Genomic DNA, 25,383 nt, shown 5'->3' with positions numbered 1-25,383 from the left:
GCGTCTCTTGCTCAAGTACGCGAGTTTCGGTGCCACGACGGGCGGATGCCTTATCGCAGGCGGCAGTTTTGTATCACTTCGTGTATTCGTCGAAATTCTCGACCCGGTGGATGTTTGGCAATTGGTAGGTGCCGTCAAAGAACTCGGCATGTGCCCCGTACGCCCGGATATACGGGAACCAGCCCCGGCCTGGTAGTGTACGGACATAGTTGGTTTCCCACCCCTTCGGAGCGGCGTCCGGCCCCAACATCACGGCAAAGGACCCGTCCTCGTTCTTTCTCGGTTTGTGCTCGAGACTGTCGATGGTCACATCATCTCCAGACTCAAGCCCGCGATTGTCCAAAAGAACACGTGTGTCAGGATCATAGATCGTTAGCGACCAGAACAAGTCTGTCTTTGGTTCTCGGTCAAACAGCATAACATATCGCTGTTCGCCCTTGAGCCGCTCTCCATTCGAGTCTTCGAACTTGGCGACATATCCCTGCGCTTTCCCGGGCCGGGGTACGGTCATCGAAGGTGAGGTCAATTGCGCCTCGTAGGTATACCGGGCCCGGGGATCAAAAATGTCAAAGTTCTGAGTGCTTTGATCGTACTTGATTCCGTCACCCCATTCCCCGCCGAGCACGTAGCGCCAGTCGAACTCTCGCAAAACGCCATCCAGACGTTCGCTGAACACGAAGGACTTGGCCATCATCTCGCCCACCTTGGCCCCGTCCAGCAGCGCCGCTGTTTGACGTTCGTTCGGTTCGAACGGCTTCCCTCTCTCGATGCCAAGAGACCGCAGCCAATACATGAACAGGCGGTCTCGTTCGGCAAGATGCTCATTGTTGATAGCGGCGTGCAGGACTTTCCAGAATGCCATGCCACGAGGCTGAATCGTCGGAAGGAACTTGTCCCCGCCGGGGTGAACCGTCGTGGCCGGTTCGGAACCGTAGCGATACATCTGAATCTGGTTCCAGGTTTTCTGCACTGTATCCACATCCGCTCCGGCCACTCTAGCCAGAACGACGGCCCGGTCTGTTCCGATCTCGTGAACCTGGAAGTCATCGCCAAGCTTTTTCTGGTCGGGTCGCATGTGTTGTGGCGTGTTCGGGCCTACAATGACGTGCTTGCCGCCTTTGCCTTCAAACGGTCCGAAGATGCCAATATCCGTCGGAGATTCCTGCCACATGTCGATGACCATGCCGATGACGATCCCCGGCGGGACATCCAGCACAGTCGCGGCACCCTTAGTGTTGAGCAGACCCAAGGCGTAGTTTGTAGTTTCGTTCGCAGTCAGGTATCCGCGACGCTCGTTAAACGACTCGATCCGTACGAAATCACCGTAGTCAAAGTCGAAGTTGTTGAAGTAATTCTGGGCAAGCCGTTCCTGCGCTACGATTGGCAAGGCCCACAGATACAGCTGTGCGGCTCGTTGGTGGTCGATCAACTCATAAATCCGAGCAGCAGATTCTTCCGTTGGAAAACTGTGTTCGAGATCAAAATCACCAAAGAAGGTTTCGACAGATCCCGTGACCGGCATCGCTGCGGAGAACTCGTCATCGCTTTGAATGTCAGACAGCCGCATCTCTTCGGCTACTGCATGTGTGCCCAAAAAGGCAAAGCTCGTGAGAGCCGACACCAGCAATAAGATTTTAGCTTTCATAATCTAAACCTCCAACAAAGGGGCAACTGGCCAGTTTGACTGGCCAAGGAATAAGATCCCGCCCAAGAGATGCATTTCTTTCGGGCGGGTGCCTGATCAATCAGCCGCCCAAATCAAGGTTGACCACAACCTTTTCGATCCCACCCGGGAAGTCGAACGGCACATGGTAACTTTCGCTCACAGGCTCACCCGCGTCCGAGCCAACATCAAAGGTCTCGTCCAGCGAAATGCGGAAACCCATGGTGCGGTCGATCCGGCCTTCACCAACGAGAGTGTCATTTACGAACAACTTGCCGGTGCCACCCTTGCCAGGCCCGCCGCCGTCGTATTCGAAATCGTAGCGAATGACATGTTTGCCCGGTGCCAGCACATCGCCTTCGATGTTGTACCGCTCGAGATTGGCAACGTTGTATGTGTAGACCGGCTTGCCGTCGAGCACATAGAGCGCCCATCCACCAAAACGACCGCCTTGAGTCACCAGCATGCCGTCAGTGTCCCCTTCGCCAATCTCGACATGCGCCGTGATCGTGTGCGACTTGTTTTTGAAATCAGGCGCGGTGCCTTCAGGTATACGCTTCATGTTGTCGTAGTACGTGAACGTATCGCGACCCAAAGTCAGGCTGGGGCGAAGGGCCACGTCTAGTCGCGGCTTGCGTTGGCTATCAATCGGGAAGGCATCATATTTTCGCGCCTCGCCGTAGAACAGGATCTGTAGTTCTTTCAGCTTTTCCGGGTACTGATCCACCACGTTGTTGGACTGGGAAAAGTCCTCGGCCACGTGGTAGAGTTCCCACTCCCAGTCATTAATTACATCGCTAGGTCTGTTCAGACTGGCCCAAGGAACGTCGAACGGTGTAGTCGCCGCGACCCAACCATCATTGTATATGGCACGGTTGCCGAACATCTCGAAGTACTGCGTGCGACGGGTCGATGGGGCTTCGGCATCGTTGAATGCATACATCATGCTGGTGCCTTCGATGGGAGATTGCGCCACACCATTGATCGAATGCGGTGCCGGCAGGCCAGCGGCCTCCAGAATGGTCGGCATGATATCGATCACGTGGTGGAACTGGTCACGCACTTCTCTTTTGCCTTCGATCTTGGCAGGCCAGCGAATGATCATGCTATTGCGTGTGCCGCCAAAGTGGCTGGCGATCTGCTTGGTCCACTGGAACGGCGTATCCATAGCGTGCGCCCATCCGACCGGGAAGTGACCAAAGGTATTCGGCCCACCCAGCTCGTCCATCCGTGCATAGGTGTCCTCGAAAGGCACTTCGATGGCGTTGAACATGGTCATCTCGTTCAACAGACCGTCTGGGCTGCCCTCGGCGCTCGCTCCATTGTCGCCCATTAGGTAGATGACCAGCGTGTTGTCCAATTCGCCTGTATCCTCGACCGCATCCAGGATCCGGTTGATCTGGTGATCCATATGCGCCAGCGCGGCTGCGTAGACTTCCATCATACGGGCGTAGAGCTCTTGCTGCTGGGTCGTCAGTGAATCCCAGGCGCGAATATCCGCTGGGCGTTCAGTCAGTTTTGTGCCTGGGGGAATGATCCCCATTTCCAGCATGTTGGCATGGGTCTGCTCGCGGACGGAATCCCAGCCCATGTCAAACTGACCTTTGAACTTGTCGATCCATGCTTTCGGCGCATGGTGCGGCGCGTGGCTCGTTCCCGGAGCATAATAGACAAAGAAGGGTTTGTCGGGCGCCAGCGCGTGTTGTTCGCGGATATAGTTGATCGCACGGTCGGCCATATCCTCGTCGAGGTGATAGTCCTCGGTGTTCGGTGGTTCGACCGGTTTGGTGCCCTCAAAGATTGCCGGCGTGAACTGGCTGGTGTCGCCGCCGATGAAGCCGAAGAATTGTTCAAAGCCCAGCCCTGTTGGCCACAGATCGAACGGACCGGCCTGGCTGGATTGCCAATCCGGCACATTATGGTTCTTACCGTACCAAGCCGTATTGTAGCCGTTGCCTTTTAGGATTTCGGCAACGGAGCCGTTCTCCTTCGGCATCAGCGAGTTGTAACCCGGGAATCCGGTTCCCAGTTCCATGATCACACCGGTGGCGTTGGAATGGTGGTTGCGACCGGTGATCAGCGCAGAACGAGTTGGGGAACACAGTGCCGTGGTGTGCATCTGCGTGAACAGCAGCCCATCCTGTGCCAGACGCTCATACGCCTCCGTCGGAACCGGCCCGCCGAATGGCACACTGGCCCCAAAGCCCACATCATCCGGCATGATCAGGAGAATGTTCGGAGCGCCTTTGGGGGCCGTAACCTGTCTTGGAAAATCCAACGTCGACTCGTTGGTTCGCAACCCGGCATGACCACGGAACTCGGTCATGGGTATCGGTAAAACGGAACGGTCCCAATGGTCTTTGTCGTCTGCTTGCACAGCAGCAGGCAGACCACCCAACGTGAGTAACCCAGCTAACAAACAAATGAACCCAGCTTTCATTAGATTGCCTCCTAATTTCTTGATCTGTCGGTTCTGGTCGCCGAGGCTATCTGGGTCGGAGAAATTGACTCCTTCAGGGAACATCAGCGGATCCGTAATCCCCCTATGATGCACAGACCGAACCGGGCACGCAGCAGCTTTTACTATCCCAAAAGTGCAATCGGGCTTCAGAAATTCACCCTTTCGAGTATTCTCTTATGCAAATTTATTTCGGTTTCGAAATAGTTGAGAAAAGGAGCGAGACCATTGAAGACTCTGCCTTTCATGCAGCACTCGACCTACGAAACGACCGATTTCGAGGACCTGCAAGAGGCTGCATCGGCGTGGGACCAGGAGTACACTCAGCTATCACCGGGACAGTTTTTCGGGAGCATGGAACTGACGGAAGTTGGCACCACTCAGGTGATGCGCGAGAAGTGGGGGCGCAAAATGAGGTACAGAGGTGTTGGCATTCCGGGTGGGTATGGCTTTGCACTGCCGCTGGGGTCTACGAACTCTGTGAATTGGCTCGGCAGCAGTGTTGAGCAAACCTCAGTTGTAATGCAGTCGCCTTATCTAGAGGCTCAACTCGTTTCCGACGACACTTGGGACAGCTTAGTATTATCATTCCCCATGGAAGAGGTTCAGGCGATTTTGATCGCGCTTTCCGGGGGAATTGACTTATCTCACCGACTCCATGGAAACCTTGTATTGAATCAGGCGAAGGCCGATAGGATCAAACGCGGGGGCCTAAGCCTTCTGCAAAAAACTAAATCCTGTTCCCCAAAAGACCATGCCGTGTATGCTGCTCAAGTAGACCAATTCAAAAAACAGTTCTTGTGGACATTGTTAGAATCCTTCAACGAATTCTTGGTTCCTTCTCCGCCGTCGAAACAGGGCATTATCGTTCAAAAAGCAACAGACCTTGCCCTAGCTGATTTTCCAGAGGTCCTCGGGCTGATTGACATTTGTACAAATTTGGGGATCAGCCTTCGCTCGTTACACTACGCTTTCCAGGATGTAGCCGGGATTTCGCCCGCAACTTGGCTGCGTCGCGTTCGGCTGAACCAAGTCTACAGAGTCCTCAAAAACTCAGACCCGATGGAAACCAAGATCAAGCGTGTCGCCGCCGAACATGGATTCCTGCATCTCGGACATTTCAGCAATCAATACAAACAACTTTTCGGACACTTGCCCTCGCACACCCATCGGGTGAACTAAGGCTGTTGTCTATGCTCAAGCGGCTTTGAGATTATGCACTTTGTATTGAGTTTGGCAGTAATGGCGTTTGAAGTTATGAACCTAACCGTCTCTGTTTTCGAACTCGGCCCGCAACTGCTTAGCCTCTTCCTCTAGCTTTTGTTTCGTTGAGAGAGGCGACCGACGGACACTCGCGTATTCGGTCTGTTCGTCTAGTTCGACGGACTCTTTTCCATCTTGCAATTGACCGTCGCTGGACAACAGAACAGCGATCCAACGGGTGGCCGGGATTTCCGAACAGATGACCATGGTCACAACCATCATCGGTATTGCCAGAAATGCTCCCACACCGCCCCAAATCGTTGCCCAGAACGTCAGCGAAACCATTACCATGAATGTGCTGAGGTTGAGGGACTTGCCCTGCATCGTAGGTTGTATCACGTTGGCAATGAATTGATCAGCAGCGCCGTATCCAAATAGTACGATCAGGAAAGGCGTAAGGCTATCGAACTGTATCAAGGCTACAAGAGATGGAAGCGCGATCCCAATAAATGCGCCGATATTAGGGATGAACCCCGCAACGAATACGGTCAGTGCCAGAAGCGGTGCGAAATCAAGGCCGACCCATGAAAAAATGACAAAGGCAACTCCGCCGCTCATGGCGCTGGTGACAGCATTGACCCACATGTACTGTTTCACGCCAACTGAAATTTTGTGCAGGACTTTCCGGGCGCGACGGGTTCCTTCTTCAGTCGCAACCAGCCTCGGCAATTTGTCGACCCAAGCCAGACGTTCGCCGATCAGAAAAGCAAGGTACAGCGCGACGAGACCGATTGTCGACATTGCGCCTCCAAACTGCCCCACAGCCGTTCCTAACCAAGACCCTATCTCGATGTCTTCAGCTGCCTGGCGACCAGCTTCAACGAATTTGGGACCCAGAAACCCTTCTAGTTTCTCCGTCAGGCTCATCAACCGTTCCTGATACCTGGGCAGTGCGTCTTGTACGTCGTCCACCGAGGAGGAGACGATCAGCCCAAGGACCAGCAGCGCCCCCACTATCACGATGATGCTGAGGAGTTGGGCCAGCCAGCCTGGAGGAGACCACCCAAGCAGGTTTGTGCGCTGGATCCTGTCCACGAGCGCAGAAGAAAGAATGAACAGAAGCCCTGTGATCGCCAACGGAATCAGAAAATCGCGCCCAAACCACAAGAAACAGATCAAAAAAGCCATGGTCCCCAGAGCAAAGAACCAATTCGAGATGAGAGTCCTGTTCAAGTTGTCAGAGGTCATGTAACGCCGCACGTTGATCTGGTGTTCCGCCGCAGTAGAAACGCCATAAACATTCGGTGCAAGTTTTAGCTGGTGAAACTATCTTTCCGAGAAGCCAAGTTCCATGAAAACGAACCTCCAGCTCATAGGATTCGCGCAAGAGATACCGACAACAACGTCGGCTATTCACAGATTTCGAATTTGGCCAAATTCCTAGCGAAGGTTTTTTGCCGGTCAAAGCGCCTTCGGGCAATGACGGCTTTGGGCTGGACCTGCCGAACGCAAGTGCAGCATGCCTTCGACTTTTGGTGGCAGGTCTGGGCTCGAACCCAACTTTCGGCAGTGCTGAGTTGCCTCGGACTTTTGCACATTTTGGATGTCTGCTTAAGATGAGAAACCCGTACCACCTCGCAGACGCAGCTAATGACCGGAATCCGCCCAATCTACCGAAATAGCCCCCCAACTTGCCCATTGCATCTGCTCGCACACTTACCTGTGCAAGGGGGCGCCAAATGCCTGGAAAAATTAGCTTCAGATTGTACAGAGACATCATTCTCAGCGAGCCCGGCCAACCGGTTTGGAGCGCCGTCGGCAAGATTTCTGAAGGCCGATTTCTTCTTCTAGGACAAATCGAGACGTACTCGAAATCCGAAGGTGCGCTATGGCTGGAAATCAGCCAAATAGGTGCAGAGATCGGCAAGAGCAACCGTGGCAAACTGGATGTCCTCCGGCATCGAAGAAAGGACACTGATCCCCACTTATTTGGCTATCTGAAGGTTCTCGAGGAAATGTATGCGGCGGCGGCCTGGATGTGCCGAGATGACGAGAACGCCAAGTATCTTCATCTGACACTGCTGAAAACAAAAAAGCCGCCCATTCTGAAGGCGGCGCTTTCAAGAGCTGCAATGTGAGCCGCAACGCAGGCTCATGATACCGGCGCTCAGAACAGGGCTCTTTCACTTATCTGATAGACCAAAAATTCCATGATTTGCTCCTGGTCACGCGTGTGGGATCAAATCATAGACTTCGCCGATAACCAGCGAAACATGAATGATGACAGCTGCAATGTGCAACTGGTGGTAAGCCTCTTTGATGAAATGGAACATGTTGTTCCCTCCCGTTTTGAATGCGCATTTTCTATCGCGTAAGTGCGACCGAGTCAACATATAAATATTTGATAAAAAACAATAAAGTCAATAATTCCACCAATTCCACGCCGCTCAAAATCGGTTTCCTAATCTTTTGGAAAAATAAGAGGTCAGCACCAAAAATAAGAGGGGGCCACGGGAAAAATAAGAGACCCAGAAAACGGCACGACTCCCCACATAACGAAGGCAGGGAGCCGGGCTTTTTAGGGCTGGTCTTACAGATCGAACGTTTGTCCGTGCTTTTCCAAATATGCGATCAGAGACAGCTCGACGGCTCGCACAACCGCTTGCTCTTTGTCCTCTCGGATTGCGTTCCAAGCAGCATAGAGATCTGGATTTACACTTACGGAAAGCTTTTGCGTACGCGCGGCCGCCCTGCGCTTTGAAGGGCTCATCTCTGGTTGGAGTGCGAGGCTCGGCTTACTGGTCGATCCGAGTGGGAAGCCCATGTCACCTTGCTCGACTTTGTTAATGTCGCCGAGACTGGGCATATGATTGTGTTTTGTTTTATCCATCATTGTTTTTCCTTATGCAGCTTGGAGAATTTCTGAGAGGGTCGTTGAGATTTCCTGCGCCAAAGCGGCAACGTTTGCGTGCGCTGATTTTGGGGAGGATCCTTGGAACGCTTTTGGTAAGTCCAGATAATCCCCACCGAAGCTCACCATCGCTTGAAAAATAGGGCGATTTGCAAGCTGAGTTGCAAAAACGGGCGCGTTTGCTTGCTGTAAGACTGCTTTGATTTCTGCGGTGATCCGATATTCGACCGCCCCTGGTTCTGTCTTGGTCAGCAAGACACGAGCCGCAATATCGCGCCTCAATACGAGGCTTTTCTGGCGCACCTGTTTTAGAACTTGGACCACCGCCAGCGCATCCAAACGAGATGTCTGGGTGGGAACGATGACAAGGTCGCTTACGAGAATGGCATCAATCAAAGATGCATCGTCTGATCCCTCGACGTCGATCAATACGTAGTCGAAACGTTCGGCCGCCGCGAAAGCCGCCTCGGTCAGGTTTCGCTGTTCGACCTGACGAACAGTGAGATTCTCGGGAAGCGGCTTCGCGCTAGCCCATTCAGACAGCCACCGTTTGGGATCCGAGTCCAAGATACAAACAGACATCCCAGCCCGGGATGTTTCGAGGGCCATTAAAATGCATGTTGTGGATTTCCCACAGCCCCCTTTTGGTGAGCAAAATGAAAGTGTTGGCAATCGAATTCTCCTTAAGAAATTGCTTCCGATAGATTGCCAGAACAAGGTTTAGGAAAGATTTAAGGATAATGGATTTGGATTTCTGGGGAAGAGATGCCTGCGGAAGGCATCGGCAGCAATTGGTTCTCAAGGAAAGAATTGAGAAGCAAATGGCTCAACTCAACTCAACGCTTCGCCTTTGACGCTGTTAGCGACTACAAGCCCAAAGTTTCCTAGGTTGGGTAATTCAGTGTTCGACAAAATGGGCGGAAAGCTGACTTTCGTTGTGTCCGCATAATAGGCAAGGACCTCTGCCGAAAGCTGACATTCGATTGATTTTGCAACTAAGATAATCACTGCGCCGCCGAAAATCGGCTGCAAGATCAAGATCACCAGATAGCATCCAGCCGATAATGAGAATAGAAAAAGCCATGAAACCTATCACAAGAAACTGACCAAAACACCATGGCTACAGACCTTAAATCCTATGGCATCGATGCCGCCTTTACCCGTGGCGCACTCAAAGGTTCACAGATTGAGCCCAGTTATTCCGGCGCTCTGAGTTTTATGCGCCGCAAATACACAAAGGATCTTGAGGGGGCGGATGTAGCGATCACCGGAGTTCCCTTTGATCTTTCTGTGAGTAACCGTCCTGGAACCCGCTTTGGCCCAGAGGCAATTCGCAAGGCAAGCGCTCAACATGCCTGGGGCCCAATTTGGCCCTGGCGGTTTGATCCATTCGATACGCTTGCAGCAATCGATTACGGTGATTGCGTTTTCGACTGGGGCGTGCCCCAAGACGTCCCGTTGGCCATAGAGCGCCACATATCGGAGATAATCTCGGGAGGAACGGCCAGCCTTGTTCTGGGCGGCGATCATTTCATCACCTATCCGGTACTTAAGTCCTATGCTGAGAAGTACGGCCCAATCGGTCTCATCCAGTTTGATGCCCATCGGGACGTCGAGCCCGACGAGGGTGGACGCATGGATCACGGCAGTATGTTCAACCTAGCGGTTCGCGAGGGCATCATAGATCCGCAACGGACCGTTCAGGTGGGCATCCGCACCTGTTTCGAGGGCGAAGAGACCTATGGCATGAAAATCTTGCATGCAGACGCCGTACATGCTGCTCCAGCTGAAGAGATTGCCGCAACCATTTTGTCCACCGCTGGGGATGGTCCGACCTACCTGACCTTCGACATAGACTGCCTCGATCCGTCCACTGCTCCCGGGACGGGCACACCGGTCCCGGGCGGGCTTACCAGCTACCAAGCGCTCGCCATAATCCGGGCCATGAAGGGGCTCGATCCAGTCGGCATGGATGTGGTCGAAGTCTCCCCCCCGTTTGATCATGCGGAGATGACCTCCAACGCAGCCGCAATGATCGCCGCAGAACTTCTTTGCCTGAAAGCCTGGGCCAGAGGAGCTCGGGCCGTTTCAGAATAGCCAATAAATCGTCTGTTGCTTGTCTCACAAGTGGAGAATAGCTGCGTGCGGCTTGGCCCCAATAGGCCGTCCGCAGATTGCGCCCTTCTGTCTATTCGAGCTCAAATGTCCGGTAAGGGGCAACGGATCCATAAGTTCGTTTGGACATTCTCTCTATCAAATGGCTCAAGCATCAATCATGGCTGACGATTGATTTCACCAAGAATTGTAGACCTCTACGGTCTTTGCTTTCAGGCTATATTGCGCCTCAATGTTTGCAGCGCCATCAAAAAAGACGACGTCGCGCCGTGTATCCTCGGCGTTCAATTCTCCTTCGATCCAGAAAGCTTCGAAGATTGAGCTGAAGGCAACACCCTTTGGATAGTCCACATGGACAATCTGGTTTGGAGGCGGTGTTGGCGTGTGAACGCAGGCACCTGCAACTGGCACAAACAGGAATTCTGTCACCTTTTTCTCTTCGAAGGCGAGCGGGACAACGTAACCGGCAAGCCGTATAGATTGTCCGAGAATGTTCTGGTTGGGTGCGCGCCTTGCTTTGCCATTCTGAGCGATGATGTTCCGCCGCTCTCTCATCAGGCCGTCTACGTCAACTTGATGCATTGAGAGGAGTGTAAGAGCAGCTTCGTGGCGTTCAAATAGTGCCATATCTTCCCGTTCGCGCGGTGTCGACGTGCGCCATTCGACGTGGATGCGCATGGCGTCGCGCAGAAACGGTCGCATGTCGGCAAAGGGCGTTTCGCTGGAGACATGCACTGGTAGCAGATCCTGCCAGCCAATCACACGCGTACCTGTCGACATGTTTTGCGGCGCTACACTGACTGGCGTTCGGGTCAAATCAAGCGGAGCTGCAAGCGGATCAAACGGCATACCACCGGGTTGCTGGCCCGCAATCGCGCGCTGCCATGCGCTCTCAATGCTTTGTGCCGCAACCGGGAGAGATATCAGACCAAACAGAGCGCCAATCGCAAAAGCTGACAGCGGACTCGTCATCCCTCAGACACTCTCACGCTAGTAACTGCGACGCCTCGGCGCAGTTTCTCGTCGTCGCCTTCTTCCCACTCCGGCTCGGTCAATAGTTTGTCCGGTTCGCCGTCGCGATCAATATCGTAGACCAGTTCGCCGCCAAAATAGGTTTGCAGCACTTCAGTCTTGTGAAATTCAAAAACGTTCTCTTCGGCCTGTCTGCGAATATCTCGGTCGAGCACGATGATGTCTGCAATCTTGCCTTCCTCGAGACTCCCCAACACATCGCCCCGATCCTGAAGGCGTGCACTACCCAGGGTCGAGCCATGGATAACCTCTTCAAAGGTCAATGGTTCACCGGGCATGACAAGACCGCCGGGTGTTCCCATAGCCTGTCGTGTCATGCCGATCTCCATTCCTTCCCACGGCGAAAACACAGGAGACGTCGGCGCGTCAGGTCCAAATCCATACTCCATGAACTCGGTCACGAGTTTGAACTGGTACATACGCTCCAGCACCTCTTTTGGCAGGTTCTGACTGGTCACATTACGAAAGTACTCCTCGGTGGGATCAGCCCAGTGAAGTTGAAGCTGCCCGGAAACCCCGAGCCGAGACATGCGACGAGCGTTGTCGATAGACAAATGGTCAACATGCGTGAAAATCTGAGGGATGTCGTCGCGAAGGGGCTCGCCGGTTTCATGTGCAAATTCCAGCGCGTCGAGCGAGCGGCGGATCCCCGCGTTCCCTTCAACGTGCAGCATCAAGGTAAAATCACGCTCTGTTAGTGCGTCGAAAATCTCTGCAAGGTTGTCTGGTCGAAAGTTCATATCCGGCCGTGTGCCGTCCAGATACGGGCCTTCCATATAGGCAAAACGCCCCGGTGTTCCATCAATAGCGAACTTCACAGTGTTCGCATGGAGAATACTGGGATCAACGCCCGCATCCTCGACTGCGGCCCGCCGTATCTCTAATTGTTCGATCATTGCGGTATCGCCCTCTGGCGTGCCGGTGCCCCAGAACACCATGGCTAATTCGTGCCTGAGTGTTAGTTCTCCTTTTTGCGCCAAACGGACGTAGACGTCATCTGCCCCCTCCTTGGACCCGGCGGCAGCTTCCGTTGCACCGGTGACCCCGACCGCGTTGAGCACGCGAGCGGCACCAATAATCGCTTCCTCCTGTTTCTCAAAAGAATAGAGTTTGTGCTGTTCGACAAACCCTGTCGAAAGGTGAGCTTTCTCCTGCAAAAGTCCGGAAGGTTCATCGCCAGCGTCATTCAAAGGCATGTAGCCGCCTTTCGGTGGCTCCCAATCGGCAGTGATCCCGAGGTATTCCAGAGCTTTCGTCGAATACCAGCCGTTATGTTGCGTATTGTCGGAGATCAATGCAGGGCGTCCACCAACGATTTCGTCCAGTTCTTCCTTGGTGGGATTCTGAAAATGCGCGTCGGACCAACCGCCGCCGATCACCCACTCATCTGGCCCGAGCGTCGCCGCGTACTCCCGGATTACTTCGACAACCTCCTCACGCGACGCATCGTTGTAACCGAACAGGTTGAGCATGACGAAATGCGTCTGCCCAAAGATGCGTGTGTGCAAGTGAGTGTCGATGATACCAGCCATAACGGTATTTGTGCCCGCATCCACGATCTGGGTGCCATCGCCTGCCAACTCGCGGCAACTGTCATCAGTGCGTACACAAATGATCGTGTTTCCCGCAACCGCCACGGATTGCGCCAGTGGCAACTCGGGGTTTGACGTGATGATGTTTTCACTCAGGAAAACGGTGTCGGCTTGCTGAGCAAGTAGCGGCGAGCCTGCGAGCAAAATAGCTAGCGCGAGCGCGCTGTATCCTGATTTCATTTTCAAGTGTTTCCCTAAATGCTGACTGTTTGGAGGTTGGCAAAAGACCACAACGAGCGTCAAATCAACTTTTCAACAAAATGGACGCAGGATCTGGCTCTACATCTTTGGCAACCTGATAAAGCGCATCACACCGTTGCACCTGCCTAATTAATCGCAGTGCTTGAACAACATCAGTTTTGTTGTAGCAAAACGGCCTATACTTACGGCGGGAGATCGAAGTTTCAAACCGAACGGCCCGGTCTTTCTCGATCTCACCCGCAACTTGTAGACGGCGCCCTACTGACCATTGCAGGCACTACCATTTTGATCACTTACGTACTGTCGATCCGGCATGGTATCGTGCATATGCGGCGAACGGCAGCATTGCTGAGCCGCGGTACAGCATCCCTGTAGACGGCTGGATGTCGGCTTTGGGCCGTTTGCGCGCCAATGAAGGACTACTTTTTGGTGATGATGCCGCGCCGCATCCGATGTCTGCTCAGAGCCCAAAGCGGTCGAGGTCAGTCGCTAAATCATAGCATCATTTTGCTTGGGAAACTTGGCGCTCAATTCGATATCGGCAGCAGTTTTCCTTTCCACCTAAGATCATCTCGATGCTAGGCTCAGGCAAATTTCGCCTTACTGAGCATTAAGAGCCATGACCAAACTGAACGTTACCCGCCGCACCGCAATGACCATCCTCGGCAGCGCGTCAATGATCGCGATTTCTCATGCCACCTCAACTCATGCGGCCTCGTCATTGCAGGATTTTGGAAGCCAGCTTCAGACGCTGCCCGAAATCACTGTTTACACAGCGCAGCGCGTCATCACCATGGAGGACAACGACCCAGCAATCAACGCGGTCGCCGTGGTCGGAGACCGTATTCTGGCCGCGGGATCGCGCGATGCAATCGTTAATCGGATTGGTTCGCAGCCGTTTCGGCTGGACGAACGGTTTTTTGACAAGGTGATCATTGCCGGTTTGATCGACCAGCATGTGCACCCTTTCCTCGCCGGATTGACCCTGACCTCCGAGATCATATCGATTGAGGATTGGAATATTCCGACTGGCTTTTCGAAGGCCGCCGAGGATGAAGCGGATTATAAGTCTCGCTTGCAAGCCGCTGAAGCGGCAATGGATGATCCCGACGCCTTGTTACTGACATGGGGATACCACCACTTTTTTCATGGCGAGATCAGGCGTGCACAACTCGACGAGATCAGCAGCACACGCCCAATCATCATAGTCCACCGATCTGCACACGAACTTATCTTGAACACGCCCGCATTGGAGTTTCTGGGCATCACCGAAGACTTCGTAAATGGCTTTGCGGGGCTTGCGCTTGAGCAGTCGAGCTTTGAAGACGGGTATTTCTTCGAGGCGGGCATGTTTGCCGTTCTTCCCGCAGTTGCACCGGTGCTTTCAACACCAGAGCGTCTGGGCGCTGGTCTCAGGCTGGCGCGCGAGTATATGCACCGTGCAGGCGTCACGGTTGCTGCGGAACCGGGAGGCGTGCTGTCGCGCCCTCTGCAAGAAGCAACCAACGCCGTCTTTTCCGGGCCTGACGCACCGCTCAGGACCTATTTCATACCCGACGGGAAATCTCTGGCTGCCTTGCACCTCCAAAACGGCACGATGATCGAAGAGACGGAAAAACTACTCGAATGGGGTGAAGGCAAGACGGCTTTCATGCCGAAGCAGGTGAAACTCTTCGCCGATGGCGCTGTTTACAGTTTGGCCATGCAGGTCTCGGAGCCCTATGTCGGCGGCGATTTCCACGGCGAGTGGATTATGCAACCGGATGAGTTCAATCCTGTTTTCGATGCCTACTGGGAGGCAGGCTACCAGTTGCATGTTCATCAAACCGGCGACCTTGCCGTGGACTTGATCTTGGACGCTGTTGAGCGAAACATGCGCCGGATGCCGCGCGCCGATCACCGCACGACACTGGTCCACTTCGGTTATGCAAGAGAAGATCAAGCAATGCGGATCGCTGAACTGGGCTGCATCGTCAGCGGCAATCCATACTACGTAACCGCGCTGTCAGATCGATATAGCGAGCTTGGGCTTGGCCCGGACCGTGCGGATGACATCGTGCCCCTTGGCCCAATCAAGGCCAGTGGAACCCCGATTTCTTTCCACTCAGACGTACCAATGGCTCCGGGTGAACCGCTGTTTCTCGTGTGGGCTGGTGTGAACCGGACGACAGTATCTGGCCGCGTGGCTGGTCCCGAACACCGCTTATCTGTAGAAGACGCTTTGCGGGCTGTAACCATCGATGCAGCCCAATCCCTTCGATTGGAGGATGAGATTGGCTCGATCACTCCCGGCAAGTTCGCGAACTTCACCATCCTTGAAGAAGACCCATTCGAGGTAGAGGCGGAAAAGATCAAAGACATCGGCATCTGGGGGACCGTGCTTGAGGGCGACATTTTCCCTGTATCAGACGACTTCGATCTAGACCGCGCGTCACTATCTCCACCACGGGATACGACAAATCCACCAACAAAGCCGCTGTACGCGCTTGCTGATGTGTCAGGCATCGCGCAGAAGGGCATGCTTGCCGGATGCTCGTGTTGCGCTTCACCCGTATCGCAGTCGTGCACGACATCTGCGGCAGGGCAAATCTCGGCAGTTAGCTGTTGTGGGACCAATGCGTTGGGGTGGGCCGTCGTGTCCGAATGGGCCTCCATAGTTTAGATTGGAGCCAAGCAGAGATTGGATAATCAAGTGTCCGGAATGTCCGCGTTGCGGTCATCGGACGAGTGATTGATTTCGCATCCGCGGCGAATGACTGCTAAGCGGGCTGCGGATGCAGAAAGGCAAGGCAGAGCTGGGCGGCGGCTTTGGGCCGGAACCGCCCCTGGTAGCCGTGGGCCGATCAGTCACGTCCGCTTGCCCCTTGCAACCCTCCGCACAACTCCATGTTGCGCACGCTAATAGCAAGTCGTGCAGCTATCAAAATTGGAGAACGAAGATGGCTAAAAACAAAACAAAAAAACAAACAAAAATGGTGGGAATGCGGGTATCTGAAGATCTGCATGATTTGTTGACAGATGGAGCGGAAGCGGAGGGTATCTCCGCAACTGCGTATGCGCGCTTTGTCTTGGCGCGAGCCCTAAATTTTGAAGGCGCGCTGCCTGAAACCAAACCTCGTAAGCCGCCACGAAAGAAGCCCATCATTAAAGACATCCAAGCTGCCATTGAGGTCCTAGGGCTTCTGATCGATGTCAGGATGAACCTCTCATTTCTGTCGCGCAAATTGGCCGAGACGCATACATTCAATCCGCTGCGCGCTGAGCAAGTTGTCGAGCAAGGCGAACGTATCGATGCGATCAGACGAGATGTCGACTTGATCCGCACCCAAATCTTGGGGGGGCGGTCATGATTATCAAATCAACGCGCATCCCAACTGCGCATACCAGTCGGATCGCAACCTACCTTGCAAAACCTGCGGGCAACGAAATTTCAACTTGGATCCGTGGCTGCCCGGAAGACCTCCTACTTTTGGGTGAAATCTCCAAAATTGCTGGCAAACAGTATAGCGTTAGGCATTTTGTGATTTCGCCAAACGAGCAAATGAGCCAGCAAGACTTTGTCTCTGTGTTTGCTGAAATCTGTTTTGAATACGGTGTTTCCAACACGTCTGGCAACCGAGCCAGCATTGTTCAGCACGAGAAACCGCGAAAGTCTGGCATCGGAAACGAAACACACTGGCATGTTGCTTTCCCTGAACTTGATGTGGAGACCGGTCGCATTCTGAGCAGCCGGTTCACCAAGTTGCGAAACGAAAAATTGGCACGCCTCTGCGAGTTGACGCTTGGCCATAGGGTGGTGCCTGGGCGGTTCAACAAGCAGGTTTACAGGGCGCTCGAAAAGGAGAGGCCAGCCTTGGATCTCAAGCCGTTCGAAACGGCGCTTCGGGAAGCCATGTTTGCTGCCGGACAAGATGAAAATATGTGGCTGGAGTATCGAGCGCGCCTTCGAAAACAATCAAGATCACCGAGTAACTGGACGCTCGACAATCAGATCGTTTAGTTTGTCAAAATGTCAGGTTTTCCAACGCCATCAAAAGCATATGTGCGGCTCCAGGAGTTTCTTGAGCACCATATGCGGATGTCACATATCTACCAGCCGGTGATGATCCGCAGAATACTAAAAGGTGGTGGATCCGCCTCGCTTGAAGAGATTGCCGCAGCGCTCATGGTTTATGACCGCTCGCAGCTCGAATATTATATGATCCGCACGAAGAACATGGTGGGACGTGTTCTCACAAACAATGGCATTGTGCAGCCCATTAAATCCGGCCGGGAAATCCAAGCTTATCAACTTGCAGAGAATTCGGGCCTCCAAGATGCCGAGATCAAAGACCTCATCAGGATTTGCGATCAGAAAATCGATACGTTCATCGGGAAGCGTGGCGACAAGATATGGTCGCATAGATCAAAGTCGTCAGGGTACATTCCCGGCACCCTTCGATACGAGGTTCTGAAGCGCGCCCATTTTCGTTGCGAGCTATGTGGGATATCGGCCGACCAAAAGGCGTTGGAAGTCGACCACATCCTGCCCCGAAACAAAGGCGGCAGTGACGAGGCCATCAACCTTCAGGCGCTTTGTTATTCCTGCAATGCAATGAAGCGAGATCGCGATGACACTGATTTTCGGGGCATGGCCAAGAGCTACGCTCACAGATGCGATGGATGCGCGTTTTGCGAAATCCCCGGCGAGCGGGTGGTTGCTGAAAATGAACTGGCTTATGCCATTCGGGACGGCTTTCCGGTCACCCAGCATCATACTTTGATCATCCCGAAACGGCATGTGCCGGACTATTTCGACCTTCATCAGCCAGAGTTGAATGCGGTACAGCAACTCCTCCAAACAGAGCGCCAAACTGTCCGCGGGCTGGATCGGTCTGTCGAAGGATTTAACGTGGGCATCAATGCAGGCGAAGTTTCGGGACAGACCATTTTCCATTGCCACATTCACCTTATCCCTCGCCGTGCTGGCGATATAGAAAACCCTCGTGGTGGGGTCAGGGGTGTCATTCCTGAGAAGCGAATTTACTGAGAAGCTTTAGGCAAAAGCTGCGCCTGAACGGCGCATTGCATACTACCTTTTCTTGACAGACCGATAGGCGAGAAGGTGCCAAGCCTTTTTGATCCCTTCTGGCTTTCCAGATAGATGGCCAGAAACCAAATCGAACTGTTGTTTCTGACATGTTTTGAGGTTGGCCCAATATGCCGGAGATCCCCGTGAAGAAACTTGCTGCTATTCTGTTATGTTCAACCCTTGCGGCTTGCTCGGGTTCCTACCGCGACACCTCGGTCACGATGGACGTCGTGGGCAAACTAGACGTGCAGAGATACACCGGAGTGTGGTTTGAGTACGCCCGCTTCCCGGTGTTCTTCCAGCGGGGATGCACAGACACAACGGCTGAATATCAGATTATCGCCGAGGATACGGTGTCCGTTTACAACCGCTGTCTTGTTGAAAATGGCACGAGGGTAAAGGACATCACCGGCCAAGCCACAATTGAAGATGTTGGCAAACTCAAGGTCAGCTTCCCACAGGTTCCCTTTGTCAAATCGCCATACTGGGTTTTGTGGGTGGACGATGAGTATGAGGTTGCCGTTGTTGGGGTGCCCAATGGAAGCGCCGGTTGGATCCTATCGCGCAGCACGGAACCCAGCCAAAAGCATATCGACAAAGCGCGATCTGTTTTGACGGAAGCCGGATACGATGTGCCCAAGCTGGAAGTGACGCCCCACGCTTCCAAGTGACGTAGGAAACGAGCGAAGAGGCGACCGCTCCGGGGCGGGGCCGTTAGAAAACGTTGGTCCTGAAACGCCCCAGCCAAACCTTTCACGTTTCCGGCAGCAGCCCGCCGCGCCCGACACACACACACACGCGAAACCTCTGTCAAAAGAGCCATATAGAGATATTCTATATGGGGAATTTGACGATAAGAGCCGGCGCATTCGGGACCGACATTATGGTCAATGAAGCCAGCGCATGTTTTGGATCGAATTCTCCTTAACTGCATGGCGATCTTTGCCTTTTGCAGATTTCAAATCTCGCAACAACTGCTCGAGCTCAGCCCGGTTCAATTGCCGCCTTTCGACAAGCGATTGGGCCACACCTTCAAGCAAATATTCATTTTCGCCGATGGTCTTTTGAGCAAGATGGTTTGCGGAGCGCAGCCGCGACTGAACGCGGGCTGCCAGGTCGCGATCTTGAAGCATATCTTGCAGGTTATCCATGGACACCGGGTGCCAAATCAAATTGTCGTTGGACAAACCGAATTGTGTTTCGGCTTGGACTGCAAACATGGTGGCCTGAGCAAGATCGCTTTTGTCGCCCGCGCCGGCACCTGACGAAACACTACCCAGGCAAGAAAGTTCGGCTGCGCGTCCAGCCAACAAAATAGCGAGGCGATTTTCCAAGCTTTGAGTTTCATGACCGAATTTGTCCAGCTCAAGGTCAACTCGACCACCTCTCGGTGAGATCTGGGCCATTGTCGGCAATCCGGCGAGAAGTGCGTGCGCAACCACGATGTGGCCGGCCTCGTGGATTGCCATCCTATACAGCATCTTGGAAGGCAGTGGCTTCGCAAACTTCTCAAGCGCCGTCTGGAGGTGTTGGATCGCAATTGGGCGTTTATCCTGGCGGGCGATGGAACGGGCCTGACGCACAAGCGCGGCGGCATCCGCGCCCGATTGCCCAAGCATTTCTGCCGCCACTGCGTGAAGTTCCTGCTTGCTGATTGTCGGTCCAGCATCTGCGGACAAGATCTCTGTCAGCGCGCCCCTATCCGGAAGAGGGATGTGGACTTTTTGGTCGAACCGCCCAGAGCGCAGTAGTGCAGCATCCAACTTGCCCGAGTAGTTTGTTGTGCCGACCACCAAGACGCCATCCGTCTTTTCGGCGCCCGCCAGCTGTTCAAGCAGGCCATTTAGTGCCGCCCGATTGTAGTTCTCGTTATCGCTCTTGTTGGTTGCGCGATCTGCAAAACTATCGATTTCATCGATCAGCAAAACGGACGGCGCATGGCGCTTTGCCTCCAGGAAATCATCTCTCATTGCAGCGAGGAAATCGCCAAGATGGCCCTCCGCTTGCCAAGCAGCATAGCTTGCGCCAACAAAATGCGCCCCTGTCGCTTCTGCCAATTTCTGCGCGACAAAGGTCTTCCCGACACCCGGAGGCCCATCGAGTAGAAGGTTGTTAGGGATATCTGCCCAACTCAGGTGACCGTCAGAGTATGCTTGGATGTCATCCACGAGACGCTTCAACGGCGCCCGCGCGGCCCCCAGGCCTTTGACGTCATCCATGGCTTCTGGGTTGGCTTTTGTGCGCGTCGTCAACTTATTCAGTTGCAGGACAAATGCCATCAGCTTGGGCGTCCGAAGAGCCAACATAATTTCATTAGCTGAGATCTGAGCCAAAGCATCATGGGATGGCATCTGATTAAGCGCCTTTGTCATCAAAGCTGTACATTGGCGGCCGTGCATCATGGCATAGAGCATCAAGATCATGCTCCGTGACAATGGGCTCAGGGAAATGATCTTAGCGGATTTCTTGCAAAAGGCGTCCGGCAACACTTCGATACTTGGCACGATTACAATCAACGACGCTGGTTCCTTCGCGGCCAGAGCCAGCGCTTCATTGAAATCGCTTGCAGTCTTTGCTGGCGTGGTCTTGCGCCAGCGCGACTTGTAGCACACGATTTTTGGCTTGGTTGCATCAGGGTTGTTGCTACAGATCGCGGGGATCAAACCATCGCTAAACGCGTCTCCTGTGGCTTCCACCCATTCACTTTCACCGGTTTCAACAACTGTCAGCGAAAATGGGCGACGCAACTGGCCTGCAATCTGATCGCGTGTGTCCTTCCATGCCGCGCAAACACGGATCAATGAGGCAACGGCGCAATAGTCCCTCGCGTACTGCTTTGGCATCGAATCCTCAGCCGGTGCATCCTCATCAAAGGCATCCCACCCGGACTTTCGGTTGGCGGCTTTAATCAGGCTCTCGTAGGCTGGCTGGAACCACCCATTCAAACGCGGGTAGAAGAAAGATGTATAGACTTGGGGCTGCATGGAGATGCCCTTTCAATACTCGAAATCTGGAAACATCGCAGCCGAACGGCTGCGAACACGCGATAAGTTCAGGCGTGTATGCGTTTCTCAGGTAGCGGCAGAGTGCGCTTGGATTTCGAGTTGTTTGAAGGCACGATTTTCTCCCTTGGGGAGATTGAAGTATGCATGGCGCTCCGAAATGACAAGTCTTTTCGAATGTGCGCTTGCGTATCTTTGTTGCAAGCCTCTCTCATGAAGCAAAAAAGAAGCACGAAAATTATCTAATCTGCCGAAGGCCTTACCTTTGGTGGTTGTGTTATCTTCATCGCTTCTTGCGGGTGTTCTTGGCGAGCTTCCGAATTACCAATGGTGTCGCGACGTGGTCTGCCTCGGGTGGTGTTAGATGCTGGGGAGCATCTGCATTCGTGAGCAAGGGAATGTGATCTGCCGTGGCACCTGCATTTCGACGAAGCTTCGTGAAACGATCAGGGACAACTTCGCTCCCGCCGATGCTTGGGCACAGCGGGAGCGCACGATGAACTTGGGTTCATCGCCATTTTTGAAGTCTTGGTATTATCAAAAGGTTATGAGCTTGCTGATTAGACAAAACTCGAAGACCTGAGCCGTGCGTTGAACTCTCGGTTTGGGCCAGTCAGTGGGTCACCCAAATGTGGATTGGGCAATCACCAGTCTGAATTCACGCAGCCTCCTTTGGCCGAACAGAGATGCCTTTTAGTGCGGTTGCAACAATGTCGGCGCGGGCGGCTTCGGACACTTTGAGCTGCCAGTGTTCTTTTTGGTTGCACCAAGCGTGGTCGCGTTCAGCTTCAACCAGGCGCCATTGAACTTTGCCTACATTCTCTTCCTGCGCCTGCGGAAAGATGGCATCGCCTCCGAGTTGATAGAACGATTTGTCAGGAAGTGGTTCGCGCTCTCACTCTTGACCGCCAGATATTCGGGATCGATGGAAACCCGCTTTGACCAGGACATTCGACAGATTTCTGAGATGGGAATGGGGGAATATCTCGAAAGTATCGAGAAAGCGGTGCTCTCGGATGCCTTTTGGGAAGTTGGTTTGGTGCAAGCGCTTACAACGTCAAATAGCAAACATCCGGCTTTCAGGACATTTCTTGCGTCTCAGGTGAAGTCCAATGCTAGAGGCTTTCTGTCAAAAGAAATCACAGTGCGGAGTATGTTGGAGCACAGAGGCGATGTTCACCACATCTTCCCCAAGGATCACCTGAAAAAGACGCTTGGCCTTACGCAGTCTCAATACAATCAAGTCGCCAACTTGGTCTACACACAGCAAGAGATCAACATTGCCATCGGAAATGCGCCTCCTAGTGAGTATGTTTCAGATTTGCGGAAACAATGCAGTTCAGGAACCGCAAAATACGGAGGGATCGTAGTCTACGCGGATCTTGAAGAGAACTTCACGGAGAACGCAGTTCCGCTTGGACTTCTGACGGGCGAATTTGCGGACTACCAGGAATTTTTGAAGCTGCGGCGTCAATCTATCGCGAAGACGTTGAAGGCATACTACACGTCGCTTTGAGCACTGATTGTCTCGAGCTTGCGTCTCTCAGTTCGACGCTTTGATTTCTACGAAGGCCCATTCAAATTGCTGCACATTTTGCTGCACATATTTCGTGAAGCCCCATTGCAATATTCCTTTAAGTATAGGTAAATTATAAATAAAATTCTGAACGAAAAAGATGTTGGCGGACTTCGTCTCCGCCATCCACCACAAATGTATCCCGCCATTTCGGTCTGTGCAGGGGCGCAGCTAAACGCTCGCTTTTTTGCGTCAGCCAATCAGCACTGCACGGATCATCGCATAGAATTCAGGTTATCGCAGAATATACCTCGGCAATTCGCTGGACGGTCCAATAGCAGGCGATGGCTGCGCATCCCACTGCCAAGCCCACACGTGTCGACATCCACAAACTGGCATTCATGCGGTGGCAAATTACTAGCGCGGGCCATAACGCTAGAATGATGGCGACCTGGCCAATCTCAACGCCAAGATTGAAAGCAAGCAGGCTCTGCCAGATGTCTGGTGATGTAACTTGCAAAATCTTGTGCAGCACAAAGCTGAAACCCAGCCCGTGCAACAGACCAATAAGCGAGGTCAGCAGGACCATTTTGGCCTCAGACTTCGCGTTGCTCATGAACGCAGCGGCGGCCGCAATAACGATTGAAATCGCGATTCCGGTTTCGACGGCGGGAACAAACCACGCGCCTGATGGTACAAACCCGAAAAAGCCAAGAGACAACGTGATGCTATGCCCGACAGTAAATCCGGTTGCGCGCAACAATAACGCTCTGAGTGTCTGAGCGCCGATGACCAGACACACAACAAACAGAACATGATCCAACCCTTCCAGGATATGACGGATACCTTCCCAGACAAAACTCAGAAAACCTCCGTACCCTGCTTGCTTGATCTCCAAAGGCTCGATCATCAGGCCCCGAGAGCGGAAAATCTGTGGTGTTTCAGATGCGTAGTCGAGAATGAGGTTGGCCGTTTGATCCTGACCCGGCAGGCCGGGGTCCAGCACATTGGCAATGCTGTATGATTGGACTGGGCGGTCACTCTTGTAGTTCAGGACAAGATCGACAATCGTGTCACCGACGTAGAGCGGTGGCGCAAGGTCTGTTTCAAATTCAACGGCTCTTTGAGCTTCGTCCAAAGTCGCAAATCCGGGCTCATTTCCTACCCGATGCAAGCGAATTGCCTCAACCATTCCCCTGAGACGCTGATGATCGATCGACAGATGCAAGCCGTCCTCGGCCAATTGCCCCAATCCTTTGGGATCGTTCATAAAAGCCTGCAAGTCGACAAAGTGGACCAATAGACCATCACGCATGGCATTTGTCGTAAATGGTGCAGCTTCCGGCAGGGCATCGCCGTCGGTGTTGCCAAGCTTATCCGCAACCAAATAGGGCATGGGCGTACGCATGTAGATTCGCAAGCCGTCCTCGGTATGCTCGATATGCGAAATTCGAACGTTGAGGTTCAGTAGAAAATGCGCCGAGGCAGATAGAGCCAGAGACAAAAGCAAGGTGACAACCAAGATGCCTAAAGCACAGTGTTTTTGTCTTAGACACTTACGCATTTGGATCGCGAGCCTCGATTACAGTTAGTCCATTCAGTTTCCATTGACCGGCTTCCGGCACGATCTCGATCAGCGCCCGAAACGTTACAGCACGTATGTGGGCGTGCCCCCAATGGCCCCCTTTTGCCTGCACCGACCATTTAACCAACGTCTGAAAGCCGCCCGGTTCAGAGATCGGATCGAGACGCTCCAATTCTGGACTGCCAATATCAGTTGCTGCGGCGAGGCTGCCCCCCGGCGTGCGGATCGTGAGGCCCCGTTCAATCTCTGCTGCGATGTCGTCCAAAGACGCCGCAGTTACAATTGGCGTCAGTTCTGCCTTTCTCGCGGTCGGCGTCGTTTCCAAATTCACTGTGTTCAAATTCTCGATCATCGAACGCAAAATGCCTGCCGCAGTCTGCGGATCGGGAGGCGACGCGTTCCGCCAGGCCAATGCCGTAAAAGATCCAGAGAAATAGACGGTTGCCGGGACAGCGAAAATCAAGACTGCAAGACTGACGCGTTTTAGGACTTTTCCTGTGCCTGCCAGCACCAAAAGCAGCGATACGGCGCTAATGATCCCTGTAGCCCAAGCTAGCCCGGGCCTTGACTCTTCTGGCCGTACTACGGGTATTTGCGAGACCGATTTTCTTTCATATTTCAGTAGGTGGTTTTGCCAGTGGAATTTCGGGTCCACAGGGGTCACCGCCCCGAAAAATGGTCCGGCAACGTCGTTGGAAATCGTTGCAACACGGGAAATCTTTTCATCAAACATGTCCCATGTGACCGTCACGTGTTCAGGAAGGTCCGCCAAAGGAAAAGATAGGATCGCTCCAACAAATGCATTGTTCGAGGACACTTCCTTTCCGGGTTCGACAACCTGAAAACCCTTTGACGTTAGCGTCAAAAGCTCTGCCGTTGCTATTGCCGGCTGAGCGGGTTTTCCATCGATGGACACCGCATTACGCGACGACAAAAGTTTTGCGGCCCTTTTTGTAATCTTTGCGCCGTGTTGTGGCGAAAGCTTATCGCCCACCCCGACTGTTTCATCAATCCAAGGTGCCAATTCGTGCAAT

20 protein-coding genes are annotated in these 25,383 nt (G+C 53.4%); 9 read left to right on the top strand and 11 right to left on the bottom strand.

Annotation, left to right across the window (positions count from 1 at the left end; all coding sequences use genetic code 11):
* Positions 1–73 precede the first annotated feature (73 nt).
* Together GOV85_RS13300 and GOV85_RS13295 are read right to left on the bottom strand one after the other, a co-directional pair.
* Positions 74–1,645, bottom strand: a complete 1,572-nt coding sequence (locus GOV85_RS13300) for a DUF1214 domain-containing protein (protein ID WP_170469318.1) — start codon at positions 1,643–1,645, stop codon at positions 74–76.
* Between the two features lie 100 nt (positions 1,646–1,745).
* Positions 1,746–4,103 (bottom strand): arylsulfatase, encoded by a 2,358-nt coding sequence (locus tag GOV85_RS13295; RefSeq protein WP_170469315.1) that lies wholly within the window; start codon positions 4,101–4,103, stop codon positions 1,746–1,748.
* A 246-nt stretch (positions 4,104–4,349) separates the two neighbouring features.
* On the opposite strand from GOV85_RS13295, the gene GOV85_RS13290 reads away from it, so the two are divergent.
* Complete coding sequence (locus GOV85_RS13290) at positions 4,350–5,303, top strand: helix-turn-helix domain-containing protein (protein ID WP_170486472.1); 954 nt, start codon at positions 4,350–4,352, stop codon at positions 5,301–5,303.
* Between the two features lie 81 nt (positions 5,304–5,384).
* Here the strand turns inward: GOV85_RS13290 and GOV85_RS13285 are convergent, their stop codons facing one another.
* Complete coding sequence (locus GOV85_RS13285; protein WP_170486471.1) at positions 5,385–6,572, bottom strand: AI-2E family transporter; 1,188 nt, start codon at positions 6,570–6,572, stop codon at positions 5,385–5,387.
* 491 nt (positions 6,573–7,063) lie between these two features.
* On the opposite strand from GOV85_RS13285, the gene GOV85_RS13280 reads away from it, so the two are divergent.
* Positions 7,064–7,462 (top strand): hypothetical protein, encoded by a 399-nt coding sequence (locus GOV85_RS13280; protein ID WP_170469306.1) that lies wholly within the window; start codon positions 7,064–7,066, stop codon positions 7,460–7,462.
* A 452-nt stretch (positions 7,463–7,914) separates the two neighbouring features.
* Here the strand turns inward: GOV85_RS13280 and GOV85_RS13275 are convergent, their stop codons facing one another.
* The 3 genes from GOV85_RS13275 to GOV85_RS13265 form a co-directional block, all read right to left on the bottom strand.
* Positions 7,915–8,217: a hypothetical protein gene (locus tag GOV85_RS13275; protein WP_170469303.1), complete on the bottom strand. Its 303-nt coding sequence runs from the start codon at positions 8,215–8,217 to the stop codon at positions 7,915–7,917.
* A gap of 9 nt (positions 8,218–8,226) precedes the next feature.
* A complete protein-coding gene (locus GOV85_RS13270) occupies positions 8,227–8,907 on the bottom strand; it encodes a ParA family protein (RefSeq protein WP_170486580.1) in 681 nt (226 codons plus the stop codon).
* A gap of 159 nt (positions 8,908–9,066) precedes the next feature.
* A complete protein-coding gene (locus tag GOV85_RS13265; protein ID WP_171178937.1) occupies positions 9,067–9,279 on the bottom strand; it encodes a hypothetical protein in 213 nt (70 codons plus the stop codon).
* Positions 9,280–9,351: 72 nt separating this feature from the next.
* Here GOV85_RS13265 and speB point away from each other — a divergent pair, with 72 nt between their 5' ends.
* Positions 9,352–10,332, top strand: coding sequence for an agmatinase (gene speB / locus GOV85_RS13260; RefSeq protein WP_170352649.1), 981 nt, complete (start codon positions 9,352–9,354; stop codon positions 10,330–10,332).
* 195 nt (positions 10,333–10,527) lie between these two features.
* Here the strand turns inward: speB and GOV85_RS13255 are convergent, their stop codons facing one another.
* Positions 10,528–11,322, bottom strand: coding sequence for a DUF3299 domain-containing protein (locus GOV85_RS13255; protein ID WP_170485422.1), 795 nt, complete (start codon positions 11,320–11,322; stop codon positions 10,528–10,530).
* The gene (locus tag GOV85_RS13250) at positions 11,319–13,217 is read right to left on the bottom strand and encodes an amidohydrolase (protein WP_170624047.1); all 1,899 of its coding nucleotides are present in this window, start codon (positions 13,215–13,217) and stop codon (positions 11,319–11,321) included. The genes GOV85_RS13255 and GOV85_RS13250 overlap by 4 nt, the downstream gene beginning before the upstream one ends.
* A gap of 577 nt (positions 13,218–13,794) precedes the next feature.
* Between GOV85_RS13250 and GOV85_RS13245 the strand changes: the two genes are divergently transcribed.
* The 5 genes from GOV85_RS13245 (at position 13,795) to GOV85_RS13225 (ending at position 18,917) form a co-directional block, all read left to right on the top strand.
* Entirely contained in the window at positions 13,795–15,837 is a 2,043-nt protein-coding gene (locus GOV85_RS13245; RefSeq protein WP_245224464.1) for an amidohydrolase, read from the top strand.
* Positions 15,838–16,114: 277 nt separating this feature from the next.
* Positions 16,115–16,525 carry a hypothetical protein gene (locus GOV85_RS13240; protein ID WP_170486577.1) on the top strand — a complete coding sequence of 137 codons (411 nt, stop codon included), beginning with the start codon at positions 16,115–16,117 and terminating at the stop codon, positions 16,523–16,525.
* A complete protein-coding gene (locus GOV85_RS13235; protein ID WP_170486576.1) occupies positions 16,522–17,175 on the top strand; it encodes a hypothetical protein in 654 nt (217 codons plus the stop codon). Before GOV85_RS13240 ends, GOV85_RS13235 begins: the two co-directional genes overlap by 4 nt.
* Before the next feature lie 78 nt (positions 17,176–17,253).
* Positions 17,254–18,204 carry an HIT domain-containing protein gene (locus GOV85_RS13230; RefSeq protein ID WP_254442986.1) on the top strand — a complete coding sequence of 317 codons (951 nt, stop codon included), beginning with the start codon at positions 17,254–17,256 and terminating at the stop codon, positions 18,202–18,204.
* A gap of 185 nt (positions 18,205–18,389) precedes the next feature.
* On the top strand, positions 18,390–18,917 hold the full coding sequence (locus GOV85_RS13225) for a lipocalin family protein (protein WP_170486575.1): 528 nt from the start codon (positions 18,390–18,392) through the stop codon (positions 18,915–18,917).
* Between the two features lie 216 nt (positions 18,918–19,133).
* Here the strand turns inward: GOV85_RS13225 and GOV85_RS13220 are convergent, their stop codons facing one another.
* Positions 19,134–20,909 carry an AAA family ATPase gene (locus GOV85_RS13220; RefSeq protein ID WP_171178934.1) on the bottom strand — a complete coding sequence of 592 codons (1,776 nt, stop codon included), beginning with the start codon at positions 20,907–20,909 and terminating at the stop codon, positions 19,134–19,136.
* 1,087 nt (positions 20,910–21,996) lie between these two features.
* Between GOV85_RS13220 and GOV85_RS13215 the strand changes: the two genes are divergently transcribed.
* Positions 21,997–22,764: a hypothetical protein gene (locus GOV85_RS13215; protein ID WP_170563858.1), complete on the top strand. Its 768-nt coding sequence runs from the start codon at positions 21,997–21,999 to the stop codon at positions 22,762–22,764.
* Positions 22,765–23,053: 289 nt separating this feature from the next.
* Here GOV85_RS13215 and GOV85_RS13210 read toward each other — a convergent pair whose 3' ends face one another.
* On the bottom strand, positions 23,054–24,286 hold the full coding sequence (locus tag GOV85_RS13210; protein WP_171178932.1) for a HupE/UreJ family protein: 1,233 nt from the start codon (positions 24,284–24,286) through the stop codon (positions 23,054–23,056).
* Positions 24,287–24,320: 34 nt separating this feature from the next.
* Positions 24,321–25,082 carry a hypothetical protein gene (locus GOV85_RS13205; protein ID WP_171178930.1) on the bottom strand — a complete coding sequence of 254 codons (762 nt, stop codon included), beginning with the start codon at positions 25,080–25,082 and terminating at the stop codon, positions 24,321–24,323.
* Positions 25,083–25,383: the final 301 nt, after the last annotated feature.

Origin of the sequence: Ruegeria sp. HKCCA4633, from assembly GCF_013034605.1 — a bacterium.
Taxonomy (GTDB): Bacteria; Pseudomonadota; Alphaproteobacteria; order Rhodobacterales; family Rhodobacteraceae; genus Ruegeria.
The sequence above is the reverse complement of the archived record's forward strand: the minus strand, read 5'-3'. Positions and strand labels throughout refer to the sequence as shown.

What these genes read in the sequence shown, in the direction of transcription:
- GOV85_RS13300 (WP_170469318.1), bottom strand. Translation starts at nt 1,645, where the DNA reads ATGAAAGCTAAAATCTTATTGCTGGTGTCGGCTCTCACGAGCTTTGCC.
- GOV85_RS13295 (WP_170469315.1), bottom strand. Translation starts at nt 4,103, where the DNA reads ATGAAAGCTGGGTTCATTTGTTTGTTAGCTGGGTTACTCACGTTGGGT.
- GOV85_RS13285 (WP_170486471.1), bottom strand. Translation starts at nt 6,572, where the DNA reads ATGACCTCTGACAACTTGAACAGGACTCTCATCTCGAATTGGTTCTTT.
- GOV85_RS13280 (WP_170469306.1), top strand. Translation starts at nt 7,064, where the DNA reads ATGCCTGGAAAAATTAGCTTCAGATTGTACAGAGACATCATTCTCAGC.
- GOV85_RS13275 (WP_170469303.1), bottom strand. Translation starts at nt 8,217, where the DNA reads ATGATGGATAAAACAAAACACAATCATATGCCCAGTCTCGGCGACATT.
- speB (WP_170352649.1), top strand. Translation starts at nt 9,352, where the DNA reads ATGGCTACAGACCTTAAATCCTATGGCATCGATGCCGCCTTTACCCGT.
- GOV85_RS13255 (WP_170485422.1), bottom strand. Translation starts at nt 11,322, where the DNA reads ATGACGAGTCCGCTGTCAGCTTTTGCGATTGGCGCTCTGTTTGGTCTG.
- GOV85_RS13245 (WP_245224464.1), top strand. Translation starts at nt 13,795, where the DNA reads ATGACCAAACTGAACGTTACCCGCCGCACCGCAATGACCATCCTCGGC.
- GOV85_RS13240 (WP_170486577.1), top strand. Translation starts at nt 16,115, where the DNA reads ATGGCTAAAAACAAAACAAAAAAACAAACAAAAATGGTGGGAATGCGG.
- GOV85_RS13235 (WP_170486576.1), top strand. Translation starts at nt 16,522, where the DNA reads ATGATTATCAAATCAACGCGCATCCCAACTGCGCATACCAGTCGGATC.
- GOV85_RS13230 (WP_254442986.1), top strand. Translation starts at nt 17,254, where the DNA reads ATGTCACATATCTACCAGCCGGTGATGATCCGCAGAATACTAAAAGGT.
- GOV85_RS13205 (WP_171178930.1), bottom strand. Translation starts at nt 25,082, where the DNA reads ATGTTTGATGAAAAGATTTCCCGTGTTGCAACGATTTCCAACGACGTT.